A 14,709-nucleotide genomic window follows, 5' to 3' on the forward strand; every position below is an offset into this window, starting at 1 on the left:
CATCGGCGTACTGCGCCGCGCCGCCCCGGGTGCCGTAGCCCACACCAAGGCTTTGCTTTACATGCTGAATCAGCCTCCAGCCCAGGATTTACCTGCGCGAGCAGCTATCAAATTTGTAGCGAATCTGCGCAGCCCCGAGGCCACCGAAGGCTTGGCGGCCTTTGCGCAAAAGCGCAAACCCGGATGGGCAGCATGAGTACCGCGACCCCGGCCACCACCACCATAAGCCGCCTCCTGATCGCCAACCGCGGCGAGATCGCCCGCCGCATCATGCGTACCGCAAACGGCATGGGCATCGCCAGCGTGGCCGTGTATTCCGATGCAGACGCACAGGCCCTGCATGTGCAGGAGGCAAGCAGTGCGGTGGCGCTGGGTGGCACGCTCTCGGCGGACTCTTATTTGCGCATTGACAAACTGCTGGCAGCGGCGAAAGCATCGGACGCGGACGCGGTGCACCCGGGATACGGCTTCCTGAGTGAAAACGCCGACTTTGCGCAGGCTATTGTCGATGCCGGCCTGATCTGGGTCGGGCCGCCGCCAGCGGCGATTCGCGCACTGGGCAACAAGGCCAGCGCCAAGGCACTGGCCCTGCAAAGGGGCGTTCCTTGCCTGCCCGGTTACCAGGGCGCGGACCAGTCTGACACCCGCTTTACCGCCGAAGCTGATCGCATCGGCTACCCGGTGATGGTCAAGGCCACGGCCGGGGGCGGTGGGCGGGGCATGCGCCTGGTGCAGGAGCCGTCTCTGCTGCAGGCGGCGCTGACCAGCGCCCGCTCGGAAGCACTGTCGTCCTTCGGCAGCGACGAGTTATTGCTCGAACGAGCACTGCTGCAGCCGCGCCATGTGGAAGTGCAGGTGTTTGCCGATGCGCACGGCCATTGCATTCATCTGGGTGAGCGCGACTGCTCTGTGCAACGGCGCCACCAGAAACTGGTTGAGGAGTCGCCGAGCCCCGCAGTGAACGCTGACTTGCGTGAACGCATGGGAGCCTGCGCGGTGGCGCTGGCACAGGCGGCCGGCTACGTGGGCGCCGGCACGGTGGAGTTTCTGCTCGATGAGAGCGGTGATTTTTTTCTTATGGAGATGAATACCCGGCTGCAAGTGGAGCATCCGGTGACTGAAGCGGTCACAGGCCTCGACCTGGTCGAGTGGCAACTGCGCATTGCCCAGGGCCAGGCGCTGCCACTGTGCCAGGAGGACGTGGTTTTTCGCGGGCACGCCATTGAGGTGCGCCTGTGCGCCGAGGACGACAATTTCGCGCCGCATGCCGGACGCGTCCAGCATTTCACCGAGCCGGGGACTGCGCGTTTTGACCATGCGCTGCAGGCCGGTGGTGAAGTCACGCCTTTTTACGACTCGATGTTGGGCAAACTCATTGTTCATGGTGTCAGCCGACACGAAGCCATTGAGAAGATGATCTCGGCGCTGGCCAACACGCAGGTGCTGGGGCTGCCCACCAACCGTGCATTTCTGGCGGCATGCCTGGCGCACCCGGTGTTTCGCGCCGGTGAGGCGTTGATTCCCTTTCTGGCACAACATGGCGACAGCATCCGGCAAACCCTGAAGGATCAGCAGGCGCAAGCCTTGCTGCCCGCTGCAATCGGGATGAACTTCCATGGTGCGGCTGCCGGCGCTGCGCAGGCCTTGCCCTGTCCTTTCGGCAAGGCCTTGCGCGTGGTGCATGACGAGCTGGTACTGACCATCAGCGTGACGGAAACCGGAGCGGGTGGGCTGGACGTGGTGTCGGGCGCGCAGCAGCACGCCGCCACCTGCGCGCGTGGCAGCAACGGCCGGATGCGTGTCACGGTGGACGGCCTGAGCCAGACGGTGCAGGCATGCCGAGTGGCCGATGGGCGCTGGCATGTGCAGGTCGGCGCCACCGACGTCTGGCTGAGAGATGCGAGTTTTGAGCCTGCGACCGAGATCGCCTCAGGTAGCCAGGCTGCGGAGTTGAAGGCGCCTTTCAATGGCAAAGTGATCGCCGTCAAGGTGGCTGCTGGCGAATCGGTCAAGCGCGGCGACACGCTGCTGGTCATCGAGTCGATGAAGCTGGAACATGCGGTCTGTGCGGCGCACGATGCCATCGTGGACATGGTTGCGGTGCAGCCCGGCCAGCAGACGGCGCCGGGCCAGGTTTTGCTGAGATTCAAAGCATGAATTCTTTGATGGAACAGGACACAGGAGCTGACATCACGGCGTCGGTCAAACGGTTTGCCCAACGCGAGATCGCGCCTCATGTCGGGCAGTGGGACGACGCCGGTGAGTTTCCGCGCGCCCTGTATCGCCAGGCGGCTGAACTGGGGCTGCTGGCTCTGGGTTACCCGGAAGCGCTGGGCGGCACCCCGGCATCCTGGCGGCTGCGCAACGCGATGACCTTGGCGCTGTGCCGTTATGGTGGCAGCGGCGGGGTGCTGGCCAGCCTGTTCTCGCACAACATCGGCCTGCCGCCGGTGCTGGCGCATGGATCAGCGACGCTGCAACAGGCGGTGATTCCGCAAGTGCTGCGTGGGGAGAAGATTGCGGCGCTGGCGATCACCGAGCCCGGTGGCGGCTCTGACGTGGCGGCCTTGCGCACCACCGCACGGCGTGATGGTGCGGACTATGTGATCGACGGCGAGAAGGTTTTCATCACCTCGGGCATGCGTGCCGACTTCATCACGGTGGCGGTGCGCACTGGCGACAGCAAAGGTTCGGGTGGCATCTCCATGCTGCTGGTGCCTGGCGACAGTCCGGGGCTGACACGCAGCCGGCTCGAGAAAATGGGCTGGTGGTGCTCCGACACGGCGCACCTGCGGTTTGACGGCGTGCGGGTCCCGGCCAGCCACCTGCTCGGCGAAGAGGGCAGCGGCTTCAAGATCATCATGGGCAACTTCAACGGTGAACGCGTGGCCATGTCTGCAGCGGCGCTGGGCTTTGCGCAAGCCTGTTACGACGAAGCCCTGGACTGGGCACGCCAGCGCAAGACCTTTGGCAGCCTGCTGACAGACAAGCAGGTGATCCGGCACAAGCTGGTGGACATGCAGATGCGCATCGCTTCCACCCAGGCCTGGGTGGATGTGCTGGCGGACCGCGCCGATGCCGGTGACCAGGGCGCTGACTGGGTGGCGCAGGTCTGCATGCTGAAGAACCATGCGACGCAAACCATGCAGTTTTGCGCCGACCAGGCGGTGCAGATCCTGGGCGGCATGGGCTTCATGCGGGGCACCAAAAGCGAACGCATTTACCGCGAGGTGAAGGTCATGATGATTGGCGGCGGCGCCGAAGAGATCATGAAAGACCTGGCTGCACGACAATTGGGCCTATGACAGCTGACTCTTCACCCCGTATCGCATCGCCTGCCGACTTCGAACCTGAATTCATCACCGGGCTGAAAACGCTTTTTGAGGAAAAAATTTCCTTCAACCGCGTGCTCGGACTGAAGATCACTTCACTCAAGCCAGAGCAGGTCACCGCGCGCATCATCATGGGCGAGCATCTGATCGGCCACTATGCGCACAACCGCATCCACGGCGGTGTCATCAGTGCCGGGCTGGATGCGATGGGTGGCCTGGCCGTGATGGCGGCCATCGGCGCGCGCCACATGAATGAATCGCCCCTGCAGCGTCTGCAACGCTTTGCCAAGCTCGGCACCATCGACTTGCGTGTGGACTATTTGCGCCCGGGCATCGGCGAGTACTTCGAACTACGCGCCGAGGTGATGCGCCTGGGCTCACGGGTGGCGAGCACACGCATGGAGTTTCTCGGCGCCGACGGCAAGCTGCTGTCGACCGGCGCCGGGGCTTACATTGTCTCCTGAGAAGAGGCGTGCGGTGGCTGTCGCGCCAGCGGAAGAGAAACGTGAAATCCTGCTCCCCGGTGTTTCAGGCCGGAGGAAACAGCCACGCTCCCTCCCATCCGGATGGCAGCCTGTTTGACAATGGCTAACCCCAGGCCTGAGCCCGGTGTTTCGGTATCCGCAGCTCGGTAAAAGCGTTCGAACACAAGTTGACGGTCTGCGGCGGGAATGCCGGGCCCGTCGTCTTCGACGGACAACATGAGGCTGCTGACATCACCATTGTCGCTGCCCCTTAGCGTCACAGCCACTTGCGCGCCATTTTGCACATAACGCAACGCATTGTTGAGAAGGTTCTCCACAATTGACTGGAAGGCTGGGACATCGAGAAGCGCTGTCAGTCTGTCGGGAGCGTCAAGCGCCAGGTCGATGCCGCGCGCCATGGCTTGCGGCGCGGCCTGCGCAATGATCTGCCGCACGAGTTGGGAGACATCGACCTGTTTGGGCGCCGCGCGCTGCGCATCATCCAACGATGCGAGCTCAAGCAACTGCTGGGTGAGGTGGGAAGCGCGTGCGATCGCCTGTTCGAGGTGAACTTGCACGCGTTCACGGTCCTCGCTGTTGGTCGCTCTGGACAAGGCATGCGCCTGGGCAGCAATTACCGCCATCGGCGTTCTGATTTCATGCGCGGCATCGTGAACAAATGCGCGTTCGCGCTCCACCTTCTGGCGCAGCTGGATCAGCATGGCGTCAAGCGCGTGCACCAAAGGTTTGAGTTCGCGGTGCCGGGCCTCGAAGTTCACGGGATCGAGGTCGCTGGCACTGCGCAGGGAAATACGGGCAGTCAATTCCTTCAGAGGCCGCAAGCCGTGGCGTACCGAAAGTGAAACCGGCAGCACCACAAACGGCAACGCCAACAATAGGTAAGGCAGGATAAAACGGCCGTTATAGGCCAGGATGTCTGCATCGCTGCGCTTGGGCTCTGCGATGCGCAATTTCCATTGCGGTGTCTCCCCCTGGTACACACGGTAGGTCTCGCCATGCAACACCTGCTCCGCCAGTTGTGTTTGCCTGTGGTCCAGTGTCTGAAGCGCAAGTGCTGCAGATGCGTAGATTCGTTGACCATCGCGATCCAGCAGCTCGAACAGGATATGACCGGGCAACACGCCCGTTTCCCGGCGACGGATATTGACCCATACTGCTGTTGCAGCAACGACGGAGGCTGCCTGCGCGCGGTCATTCACATCGGTCAGCGCGAGAGTCAGCGCATGGCCAAATTTCTGAAAACCCGAGTTGTTGGCTATGGTTTGTTTGGCCTCGACATAGATGTACCCCAGCAACACGGCCCACACCAGAACAAACGCCAGCAACACCGTCAGGACGCTGCGCCGAGCCAGCGTGGGTTCAACCAGGAAGGTCTGAGCCTTTTGTAGCCACGGGTTCATGACGCAGGCATGTAACCCACGCCGCGTACCGTACGAATGCGTTCAGCGCCAATCTTGCGACGCAGGTTAGAGACATGCACCTCGATGGCACTGAAGTTCAGCGGCTCACCCAGTGGATCGAGTTTCTGTGCCAGCACGCCTTTGGCGACGACTGCACCGGGTTCGCGCGCGAGTTCGAGCAGTAGCTGGAATTCCCGTCCGGACAATTCGAGAGGCGCGCCGCAACGCTGAGCTTGGTGACGGCGGGGTTCGATGACGAGGTCCCCCAGTGTCCACGTTTCGCTGGCTTGGCGAGCCGTGCGCCGCAATACGGCCCGGATGCGGGAGATCAACTCGGCAATGGCAAAGGGTTTCACCACAAAGTCGTCCGCGCCACCGTCAAGCCCTGCCAGGCGATCTTCCACTGCAGAGCGCGCAGTGATGACGATGATGGGCACCTGGATGCCTTCCCGTCGCCAGCGTGTCAACAGGTCAAGGCCGCTGCCATCGGGCAGCGTCAAGTCGAGCAGGATGCAATCCACCAGGCTGGCATCGCCGCCCCGGGGTGCATCAGCAGCCCGGCGCCGCCATTCGCTGGTCAACCCCTCCACCTTGAGTGCAGATTGGAGGGCCCGCCCCAAATCCAGGTCGTCTTCAATAAGCAAGATGTGCATGGCAGGATTGTGACCGCTGAACCCCGAAAAGGAGGGAAGTCAGCCAGGGGCCACCCCCGGACACGTCATCTTTGGCATTGCTTAAGGTTTGACATTCATACTGCACGGGCTGCTTCAGCCGCAGGGCTGGCATCGCCCAGAAACAGCCAGGAATATAAAAATGAAACACAGTCGGAATAAGTTCAGCAAGGCCGCTCTGCGTGGCTACGCCTGTTTGGCAGGTTTGCTGTGGTGGGGATGTGTACTCGCGCAGGATGCGCCGGATCCCTACATCGGGATGGAGAACCTGCAGGACCCGAACGCAACCAGATGGGTAGATGAGCAAAGTATGCGAACGCTTGAGTCGGTCAGGAAGATGCCTGGCTTTGATGAACGCTACAAAGCCAATTTACGCGTCTTGTCGCAACGCGAGTTCAATATTCAGATGCCCGGTAGCGTCGATGGTGTTGTCTACAACCATTTTCGCACGGCCAGTCAACCCAAAGGTGTGTGGCGGCAGGCGACGATGGATGAGTACCGCAAGTCGCGCCCGGAGTGGCAGACTTTACTCAATCTGGACAGCTATAACCGCAACGAGCCGGTGGAGTGGACCTGGGCTGGCGCGCAGGTTCAGCCAGCAGTGCTGCAGGACCCGGAAAGAAAGTCTGTGCGCGCCCTGGTACGTCTTACCCGCGGCGGAAGCGACGCTGCAGTTGTTCGGGAGTTTGACCTCAACTCTCGCAGTTTCGTTGCTTCAGGCGCAGGCGGATTCGAAGTACCCGAAGCCAAAGGTTGGACGTACTGGTGGTCGGCGAATGAGCTATTGGTTTCCACCAATTTTGGTCCCGGGACCATGACCGACAGTGGTTACCCGCGCGAACTGCGATTGTGGAAGCGCGGCACCCCCCTGAGCAGTGCTGTGCCATTGTTCAGCGCGGAAGCTACGGATATAAGTGTGGATTGGTGGGCCGACATTGCACCAGATGGCACCAAACGCCTTCTGGTGAAACGTCGCATCAGTTTTTTCAGATATACCTACTTCGCCTGGGATGGCAAGGAATTGAAGGCATTGGAGCTGCCTGCCGAGGCGACAGCACGGGCTCACAGCGGTCACCTGGTCATCGAGCCACACACCGCATGGATGCACAAGGATCGACAATATTCAGCCGGCAGCCTTTTGCTGGTGAATTACGAAGAATTCATTCGGGGCACTGGAGTGCCCCGTGTGTTGTTCGAGGCGGGCGAACGCAAGACCCAGCAAGGGTACGTTGTTACCGAAAATCACATCGCAGTCAACGAGCTGCGCGACCTGCAGAGCCGTGTCGTCATTCATGATTTGTTGGGTGATCGGCCACCGCGTGAGGTGCAGGGTTTGTCGGACTTCGGGCTGGCCCGGCTGTGGCAACTGGACGCCAAAGGCGACGCAATATGGCTGTTATTTCAGGGCTTTCTTGAGCCTCAAAGCCTGTATGTGCTGAACACTGCAAACCTTGCCTTGGACAAGATCCACGTACAGGGTCCTGTGGCAGATGCCAGCCCTTACCGCGTCGAGCGTGGCAACGCCAAGTCGCTCGATGGTACGCTGGTCCCGTATACGCTCATCCAACGAAAGGATGCAGCGCGTGATGGGCGACAGCCCACCCTTCTTTTCGGTTATGGGGGATTTGGCATTTCCGTTTTGCCCGAGTATCAACGCTTTCCGTTGCTCAACTGGCTGGAATATGGGGGGACCTATGTGATTGCCCATATTCGCGGCGGCGGCGAGCTGGGACCTGGTTGGACCCAGGCAGCAAAAGGCGCCAAGCGCCAAACGGGATTCGACGACTTTGCGGCAGTCGCTCAAGCACTGGTCGACGCGAAGGTGACCCAACCATCCAGGCTGGGCATTTATGGGGCGAGCAACGGCGGCTTGCTCGTCAGTGCTGTGATGGTTCAGCGTCCGGAACTGTTCGGCGCGGTTGTCAGCCGCGTTCCGTTGACCGACATGCGCCGCTACACACGGCTACTGGCCGGACCTTCCTGGGTAGAAGAGTACGGTGATCCCGATAAACCAGAGGACTGGGCAGTATTGGCCCGGTATAGCCCATACGAAAATCTGAGGCCGGGATTGCTGCTTCCTCCCACCCTGTTCATTACCAATCGCAATGACGACAGGGTGCATCCTGCACACGGCCGCAAGATGGCTGCCAAACAGCAAGCCATGGGTTATCCGGCATGGCTTTATGAGCCGCGGGAAGGAGGCCATTCAGGCGTCGCAACTCCTCAGTTGCAGGCGGAGCGCGAAGCGCTGCTCTATACCTTTTTGATGCACAACCTGAAAAGCAATAGCACTCCAAAGTAAAAGAGTAAGCAAAATGCGCGTATTTCAAGCGCGCAGGTTTTCTCACATCACCATGACTTCCGCTGACAGGCGCATAAAAAAAGCCACCCGTGGGTGGCTTTTTCCAAAGGGTGGCCGTCTGGCTACTTGAAGTACTCGGAAACGGGTTTCCATTTTCCGTCCGTAATTTGTGACAGGCGCGAAGCGTCGCTGCCGAGGCGCTTGGTGGCCGTATAAGTGGCTTCTGCGCTGCCAAACATGTCGGGTGGAACCACCATGGTATCCATCACCTTGATGAAGCTGTTGGTCGACAGGTTGGGGCCCGCCTTCTGTGCTGCCTTGGCAAAGATGTCGATGATGTTGTAGCCATAAACCGAGAAGACGGTCGGGTCTTCATTGAACTTTGTCTTGTACTTGTTGGCCCAGAAACGGATAGGCTGTGAAGCCTCGTCCAGATAGGGGTTCTGCACTGTCATGGTGGCATACAGGCCGTTCATGGCTGGGCCGCCAAGCTTGTGAATCAGGTCAGTGTAGGCCGCGCTTGAGCCCAGAAAGAGCGGGCTGAAACCGGTCTTGCGCGATTCGCCAATGGCGCCAATGGTCTCGCGGATGATGGTGCCGAGCACCACCATCTCGCAGCCAGAAGACTTCATCTTGGCGACCTGCGAGGAGAAGTCGGTGGCGCCGCGCTTGTACGATGTTTTTTCTGCGAACTCCATGCCAATGGCCTTCAGGCCAGCTTCACCGCCGCGCATGACTTCCAGTCCGAACTCGTCGTCCTGGTACATGGTGCAGACCTTCTTGATGTTTTTTTCCTTCACCAGTTTTGGCGTGGCATTGCGCATCTGGTCAAAATAGGTCGCCGCAAAGGAGTATTTCAACTTGTGAAACGGTTCATACATCTCGCGGGCTGCGGTGATGGGGAAGAAATTGATAACTTCCTTGTCGAATTGCACCGGCATGGCCGCCAGATTTTGCGCGGTGCCGATGTGGCCGACCATCATGAAAATCTTGTCCTGGTTGACCAGCTTCTGTGCAGCCAGCACGGCTTTCTTCGGGTCATAGGCCGAGTCTTCCACGATGATTTTCAACTTGCGGCCATTGATTCCGCCTTGTTCGTTGATTTCGTCGACGCGTAGCAGCATGCCCAGCCGCGCCTGCTTGCCGAAGCCGGCAATAGGCCCGGACAGATCCTGGATAGAGCCCAAGGTAATTTCGGTTTTGCTCACGCCCTGCTGGGCCATGGAAATGCCGGAACTGAGTGCCAGGGTGGCCAGTGCCAGAGTGGTTTTGAATCTCATCAATGTCTCCTGTAAAACGAAGGTACTTGCAACCCCGCTATTCTTGACGTTCGCCCGGCTGTGTCAAGCTGGCGTATTCACGTAAGGTGTGTCCCTAGCATGGCGAAAGGCGAAAAATAGGCCGCTCTCGAACGAGCGGCCTTTTCACTTCGAAATTAGTCGGGTTTTACCCGACGCGGGACGCCTGTTCGGCGCGTGCCTTAATTTTTGAATTGGTCGGACATGATCTTGAAACTCCCGTCCTTTTGCTGCACCATGCGCAGACCATTGAACGCCACATACTCGGACACCACTTTCCAGCGGCCATCCTGGATTTGTGACAGCCGAGAAAGGTTATTGCCCAGGCGCTTGGTGGAGCTGAAGCTTGATTCTGCGGTGCCGAACATGTCGCGCGGAATCACCATGGTGTCCATGGCCTTGATAAAGCTCTCTGTCGTCAGATCAGTTCCGGCCTTCTGGGCACCGCGAATAAACGCATCGATCGCGGAATAGCCGTACACAGAGAACACCGCCGGATCTTCGTTGAACTTGGTCTTGTATTTATTGGCCCAGTGGCGAATCGGTTGTTCAGCCGCATCGACGTAGGGGTTCTGCGAGGTCATGGTCGCGAAAAGGCCGTCCATGGCCTTGCCGCCCAGCTTGTGGATCAGGTCGGTGTAGGCGGCGCTGGAGCCCAGAAACAAGGGGTTGAAGCCGGTTTTGCGTGACTCGCCAATCGTGCCAATGGTTTCACGAATGATGGTGCCGAGGACCACCATCTCGCAGCCGGAAGCCTTCATCTTGGCAACCTGGGACGAAAAATCAGTGGCGCCGCGCTTGAACGACGTTTTCTCGACAAAGTCCATGCCTATGGTCTTGAGTCCGGCTTCGGCACCACGCAGCACTTCCAGCCCGAAATCGTCGTCCTGGTAAATGATGCAGGCACTTTTGATGTTTCTGTCTTTCACCAGTTTGGGAGCGGCAATTCGGAGTTGATCGTAATATGTCGCCGCAAACGCGTACTTGAGCTTGTGAAAGGGCTCATACATCTCACGGGCTGCCGTGATGGGGAAGAAATTGATGACGTTTTTTTCGAACTGGATCGGCATGGCGGCCAGATTTTGCGCGGTGCCGAGGTGCCCTACCATCATGAAAATCTTGTCCTGGTTGACCAGCTTTTGCGCGGACAGGATGGCCTTCTTGGGGTCGTAGCCGGAGTCCTCAACAAGCAGATTGACTTTGCGGCCGTTCACGCCGCCCTGCTCGTTGAGCTCATCGACGCGCATCATCATGCCCTGCCGGATCTGTTTTCCGAAGCCCGCCAACGGGCCTGACAAGTCCTGGATGGAGCCCAATGTAATTTCAGTCTTGCTCACGCCCTGCGTTTGAGCAAAAGCCAAGCTGGCGCCCAATGTCAGAGCAACCAGGGTTGCGGTTGATTTGAATTTCATGATGGTCATTTCTATGAAGAATGAGGGGATGGAAAAGGGCGGTGAGGGAAGCTAGTGGTACATGGCCTCGATCTGAGGCGCGTATTTTTGCTGCACGAGTTTGCGTTTGAGCTTCATCGTGGGCGTGAGCTCTTCATCCTCAGCGGATAGCTGGGTGTCAAGCAGAAAAAATTTCTTGATTTGCTCAACGCGTGCAAACTTCTTGTTCACGCGGTCTATCTCGGCCTGGATCAGCTCCTGCACTTGCGGCGCTTTGGTCAGGCTCGCATAATTGCTGAACGGTATGTCACTGTCCTGTGCAAACTTTTCCACGTTCTCCTGGTCAATCATGATGATGACCGTGAGATAGGCCTTTTTGTCCCCAATCACCACGGCGTCGGTGATGTAGGGCGAAAATTTCAGTTCGTTTTCCAGCTCGCTAGGCGTCACGTTCTTGCCACCGGCCGTGATGATGATGTCTTTCATGCGGTCGGTGATGCGGTAAAAACCGTCTTCGTCCACCAGGCCGACATCGCCGGTGTGCAGCCAGCCGTCGGCATCGATGGTCTCTGCAGTTTTTTCGGGCAGGTTCAGGTAGCCCATGAAGACATTGGGGCCGCGCACCAGGATTTCTCCGGTCGCTGGGTCCAGCTTCATCTCGTTGTAGCCGGCTGCCGGACCGATGGAGCCAGGCTTCATGCGGCTTGCGGGCACGCCGGTTGAAGCGCCGCAAGTCTCTGTCATGCCCCAGACTTCCAGCATCGGAACGCCCAGAGACATGTACCACTTGACCAGTTCCGGCGAAATGGGTGCAGCACCCGTGACGCAGAAACGGGCCCTGTGAATGCCGATCAGCTTGCGCGCGTTGTCCAGCGCGATCCAGCGGGCAATCGTGAACTTGAGTTTCAGCACCCCGCTCACGGGTTTGCCGGCCATGACCAGGTCGGCGATCTCGCTACCCACGCCAATGCCCCATGCGTAGGCGGCCTGTTGCAAGCGGCTGGCTTCCTTGAGCGAGATCATCACGCCCGAATAAAACTTCTCCCAAACGCGCGGCACTGCGGTGAAGACCGTCGGCGCGATTTCACGCACGTTTTCCGGAATGGTTTCGGGATTTTCAACAAAGTTGAGTTTGGCACCGGTGTACAGCGCAAAATACTCACCGCCCATGCGCTCGGCGATGTGACACAGCGGCAGAAAGCACATGCGCTCGTCGTTTTCGTCCTGAGCCACCAGCGTGTTGTAGCCGCGCGCGGTAAATACAAGTCCCTTGTGGCTGTGCATGGCGCCTTTGGGCTTGCCGGTGGTGCCGGAGGTGTAAACCAGAATGGCCAGGTCGTCAGGCCTGCAAGCCTTGACGCGCGTATCAACCGCATCGGGATGCTGCGCCAGATGGTCGCGGCCCAGGGCGCGCAAGGCGGCCAGGCCGATCACATCGGCGTCATTCAGATCGCGCAGACCTTCCATGTCGAAGACCACGATTTTTCGCAGGCCAGGGAGCTGGCTGCGCACTTCAAGGGCCTTGTCGAGCTGCTCGTCGTCTTCGACAAAAAGGACGGTGGTGCGCGAGTCTGCGCACAGATACTGCACCTGCGATGCCGCATCTGTGGGGTAAATCCCGTTTGCCACCCCACCGCAGCTGAGAATGGCCAGGTCGGCGAGGACCCACTCGATGACGGTGTTGGAGAGAACTGACGCACACTCGCCTGGTGCAAAACCCAGGCTGATCAGTCCTGCGGAAACTTCCCGCACGGCTTCACCGGTCTGGTTCCAGGACCAGCTGCGCCAGATGCCGAGTTTTTTCTGGCGCATCCAAACCTTGTCCTGGCGCTGCGCCACGCCGTTCCAGAACAGTTCGGGAATGGTTTCGCCTTCAAGCACTACACGGGTCTCAGGTTGGATGTGGGAGAGATCCCAAAGATTAGACATTTCGAGCTCCACGGCCAGAGGCGACAGTTGAATAAATTCCAGGCCGCCGCGGAACCGGCTTTGCCGGGCCGCCAGTGGCGTCCCCCAGTGGGGGCTGAGGGCCGCGGCTCCAAGCCTGCTGACGCAGGCTTGGACGGACCCGAAGAGCTGCCGCCTCTGGCGGCTGTTCGGGGCGGCCGAAGGCCGCTTGGGGGGGCGTCCTGGTTACCGCCATGTTTTTTTCTTCTTCCAGCGGCGCTCGCTGCGCACGCCGTCTTCCTTCATGCCCAGATAGAACTCCTTGATGTCTTCCTTTTCCCGCAGGCGGGCACAGGTGTCTTCCATCACGATGCGGCCGTTCTCCAGCACGTAGCCGTAGTCAGAGGCGTTCAGGGCCATGTTGGCGTTCTGCTCGACCAGCAGGATGGTGGTGCCGCGCTCACGGTTGATGCGCACCACGATCTCGAAAATCTCTTTGGTCAGCTTGGGGGACAGGCCCAGGCTGGGTTCGTCCAGCAGGATCAGGTCGGGCGAGGCCATCAGCGCGCGCGAGATTGACAGCATCTGCTGCTGTCCGCCAGACAGCAGGCCGGCGTCCTGCAGCGAGCGTTCACGCAGGATGGGAAAGTAGCCATACACCGCCTCAATATCCCGGTTCACACCGTCGCGGTCCTTGCGGGTGTAGGCGCCCATGAGCAAGTTGTCGCGCACGCTGAGCAGCGGGAACACCTCGCGACCCTCCGGTACATGACTCAGGCCCTGTTGCACGATATAAGCGGGATCCTGGGCGGTGATGTTGCCACCCTTGAACTCGATCGAGCCCTTGCGTGGGTCAATGATGCCGGAGATGGTTTTCAGAATGGTGGATTTGCCGGCGCCGTTGGAGCCCAGCACGGTGGCAATTTCACCGCGTCGCACCTGCAGGCTGACACCCCGTATCGCCTTGATGGGGCCGTAGGAGCTTTCAACGTTGAGCAGCTTGAGCACGGGGTGGTCGGTCACCGGAGGGGGCGCGGCGCTCATGAGCGGACCTCCGTGTGCAAATCGACAGCCTTGTGTTGCCGGCGCAACGAGGACACATCATCGACGGAACCCAGGTAGGCCTCGATCACGCCAGGGTCGTTCTGGACTTCGCGCGGCGTACCCATGGCCAGGACCTCGCCCTGGTTCATGGCCAGCACGCGGTCAGAGACCTTGGACACCAGCGTCATGTCATGCTCCACCATCAACACCGTGATGCCCAGCTCATTTTTGATGTCCTGGATCCAGAAGGCCATGTCGTCGGTTTCCTCTACATTGAGACCTGAGGAAGGTTCGTCCAGCAGCAGCAGCTTGGGTTCGGTGCACAGTGCCCGAGCCAGTTCGACCACCTTGCGCACGCCATAGGGCAGACCGGCGACATAGGAATCCCGGTAGTGCTGCAGGTCCAGAAAGTCGATGATCTGCTCGGCCTTTTCGCGCGCCTGCATTTCGGCTTCACGGGTTTTCTTCGTGAAGAAAATCTCCCTCCACAGACCGGTCTGCCGGTGTGTGTGGCGGCCGATCAGCAGGTTGTGCAGCACCGTCGCATGTTCGAACAGTTCGATGTTCTGGAAAGTCCGTGCAATGCCCAGCGCGGCGATCTTGTGCGGCGGCTGGTCGGTCAGCCTCGCGCCCATGTAGTCGATCTCTCCGGTGGTCGGCGTGTAGATGCGGCTGATCAGGTTGAACACCGTGGTCTTGCCCGCACCGTTGGGGCCTATCAGGGTGAATACTTCGCCTTGCTTGACGTCAAAGCTGACGTTGTTGACCGCCAGCACGCCGCCAAAACGGACGCTGAGATTCCTTGCAGATAACAGAACATCATTCATGGACGAATACCTTGGAGCATAAAACTTTCCGCAAGGCCATCCCATGCGCCGGAGCAGCAAGCAGTAATGAAT

General features: G+C 59.7%; 11 protein-coding genes and 1 pseudogene. 5 read left to right on the forward strand and 7 right to left on the reverse strand.

The genetic code is table 11. From position 1 onward, the window contains the following. From H0W47_RS10975 to H0W47_RS10990, 4 genes and pseudogenes are all read left to right on the forward strand, one after another. Positions 1 to 196 (forward strand): annotated as a pseudogene (locus H0W47_RS10975) (enoyl-CoA hydratase/isomerase family protein); the annotation flags it as partial. Further along, positions 193 to 2,157, forward strand: coding sequence for a biotin carboxylase N-terminal domain-containing protein (locus H0W47_RS10980; RefSeq protein WP_296924218.1), 1,965 nt, complete (start codon positions 193 to 195; stop codon positions 2,155 to 2,157). The pseudogene H0W47_RS10975 and the gene H0W47_RS10980, both read left to right, overlap by 4 nt. Next, positions 2,154 to 3,305 carry an acyl-CoA dehydrogenase family protein gene (locus H0W47_RS10985; protein WP_296924220.1) on the forward strand — a complete coding sequence of 384 codons (1,152 nt, stop codon included), beginning with the start codon at positions 2,154 to 2,156 and terminating at the stop codon, positions 3,303 to 3,305. The genes H0W47_RS10980 and H0W47_RS10985 overlap by 4 nt, the downstream gene beginning before the upstream one ends. Continuing rightward, on the forward strand, positions 3,302 to 3,796 hold the full coding sequence (locus tag H0W47_RS10990) for a thioesterase family protein (protein WP_296924222.1): 495 nt from the start codon (positions 3,302 to 3,304) through the stop codon (positions 3,794 to 3,796). Before H0W47_RS10985 ends, H0W47_RS10990 begins: the two co-directional genes overlap by 4 nt. Here H0W47_RS10990 and H0W47_RS10995 read toward each other — a convergent pair. Together H0W47_RS10995 and H0W47_RS11000 are read right to left on the reverse strand one after the other, a co-directional pair. Next, entirely contained in the window at positions 3,781 to 5,145 is a 1,365-nt protein-coding gene (locus tag H0W47_RS10995; protein WP_296924223.1) for a HAMP domain-containing sensor histidine kinase, read from the reverse strand. The genes H0W47_RS10990 and H0W47_RS10995 overlap by 16 nt on opposite strands. 68 nt (positions 5,146 to 5,213) lie before the next feature. After that, the gene (locus H0W47_RS11000) at positions 5,214 to 5,870 is read right to left on the reverse strand and encodes a response regulator transcription factor (RefSeq protein WP_296924225.1); all 657 of its coding nucleotides are present in this window, start codon (positions 5,868 to 5,870) and stop codon (positions 5,214 to 5,216) included. 160 nt (positions 5,871 to 6,030) lie between these two features. Between H0W47_RS11000 and H0W47_RS11005 the strand changes: the two genes are divergently transcribed. Beyond that, positions 6,031 to 8,190 carry a prolyl oligopeptidase family serine peptidase gene (locus H0W47_RS11005; RefSeq protein ID WP_296924227.1) on the forward strand — a complete coding sequence of 720 codons (2,160 nt, stop codon included), beginning with the start codon at positions 6,031 to 6,033 and terminating at the stop codon, positions 8,188 to 8,190. A 122-nt stretch (positions 8,191 to 8,312) separates the two neighbouring features. Here the strand turns inward: H0W47_RS11005 and H0W47_RS11010 are convergent, their stop codons facing one another. From H0W47_RS11010 to H0W47_RS11030, 5 genes are all read right to left on the reverse strand, one after another. Next, positions 8,313 to 9,470 carry an ABC transporter substrate-binding protein gene (locus H0W47_RS11010; protein WP_296924229.1) on the reverse strand — a complete coding sequence of 386 codons (1,158 nt, stop codon included), beginning with the start codon at positions 9,468 to 9,470 and terminating at the stop codon, positions 8,313 to 8,315. A gap of 200 nt (positions 9,471 to 9,670) precedes the next feature. After that, positions 9,671 to 10,900 carry an ABC transporter substrate-binding protein gene (locus H0W47_RS11015; protein WP_296924231.1) on the reverse strand — a complete coding sequence of 410 codons (1,230 nt, stop codon included), beginning with the start codon at positions 10,898 to 10,900 and terminating at the stop codon, positions 9,671 to 9,673. A 51-nt stretch (positions 10,901 to 10,951) separates the two neighbouring features. Continuing rightward, complete coding sequence (locus H0W47_RS11020; protein WP_296924233.1) at positions 10,952 to 12,808, reverse strand: long-chain fatty acid--CoA ligase; 1,857 nt, start codon at positions 12,806 to 12,808, stop codon at positions 10,952 to 10,954. Positions 12,809 to 13,012: 204 nt separating this feature from the next. Further along, a complete protein-coding gene (locus H0W47_RS11025; RefSeq protein ID WP_296924235.1) occupies positions 13,013 to 13,810 on the reverse strand; it encodes an ABC transporter ATP-binding protein in 798 nt (265 codons plus the stop codon). Continuing rightward, positions 13,807 to 14,637 (reverse strand): ABC transporter ATP-binding protein, encoded by an 831-nt coding sequence (locus H0W47_RS11030; RefSeq protein ID WP_296924237.1) that lies wholly within the window; start codon positions 14,635 to 14,637, stop codon positions 13,807 to 13,809. The genes H0W47_RS11025 and H0W47_RS11030 overlap by 4 nt, the downstream gene beginning before the upstream one ends. Positions 14,638 to 14,709: the final 72 nt, after the last annotated feature.

The organism is Polaromonas sp. (assembly GCF_013817205.1).
In the GTDB taxonomy this organism is placed as follows: Bacteria; Pseudomonadota; Gammaproteobacteria; order Burkholderiales; family Burkholderiaceae_C; genus Polaromonas.

Bases quoted from the DNA above. Each gene is read 5' to 3' on its own strand.
- H0W47_RS10980 (WP_296924218.1), top strand. From the start codon at position 193: ATGAGTACCGCGACCCCGGCCACCACCACCATAAGCCGCCTCCTGATC.
- H0W47_RS10985 (WP_296924220.1), top strand. From the start codon at position 2,154: ATGAATTCTTTGATGGAACAGGACACAGGAGCTGACATCACGGCGTCG.
- H0W47_RS10990 (WP_296924222.1), top strand. From the start codon at position 3,302: ATGACAGCTGACTCTTCACCCCGTATCGCATCGCCTGCCGACTTCGAA.
- H0W47_RS11000 (WP_296924225.1), bottom strand. From the start codon at position 5,870: ATGCACATCTTGCTTATTGAAGACGACCTGGATTTGGGGCGGGCCCTC.
- H0W47_RS11005 (WP_296924227.1), top strand. From the start codon at position 6,031: ATGAAACACAGTCGGAATAAGTTCAGCAAGGCCGCTCTGCGTGGCTAC.
- H0W47_RS11010 (WP_296924229.1), bottom strand. From the start codon at position 9,470: ATGAGATTCAAAACCACTCTGGCACTGGCCACCCTGGCACTCAGTTCC.
- H0W47_RS11015 (WP_296924231.1), bottom strand. From the start codon at position 10,900: ATGAAATTCAAATCAACCGCAACCCTGGTTGCTCTGACATTGGGCGCC.
- H0W47_RS11020 (WP_296924233.1), bottom strand. From the start codon at position 12,808: ATGTCTAATCTTTGGGATCTCTCCCACATCCAACCTGAGACCCGTGTA.
- H0W47_RS11025 (WP_296924235.1), bottom strand. From the start codon at position 13,810: ATGAGCGCCGCGCCCCCTCCGGTGACCGACCACCCCGTGCTCAAGCTG.
- H0W47_RS11030 (WP_296924237.1), bottom strand. From the start codon at position 14,637: ATGAATGATGTTCTGTTATCTGCAAGGAATCTCAGCGTCCGTTTTGGC.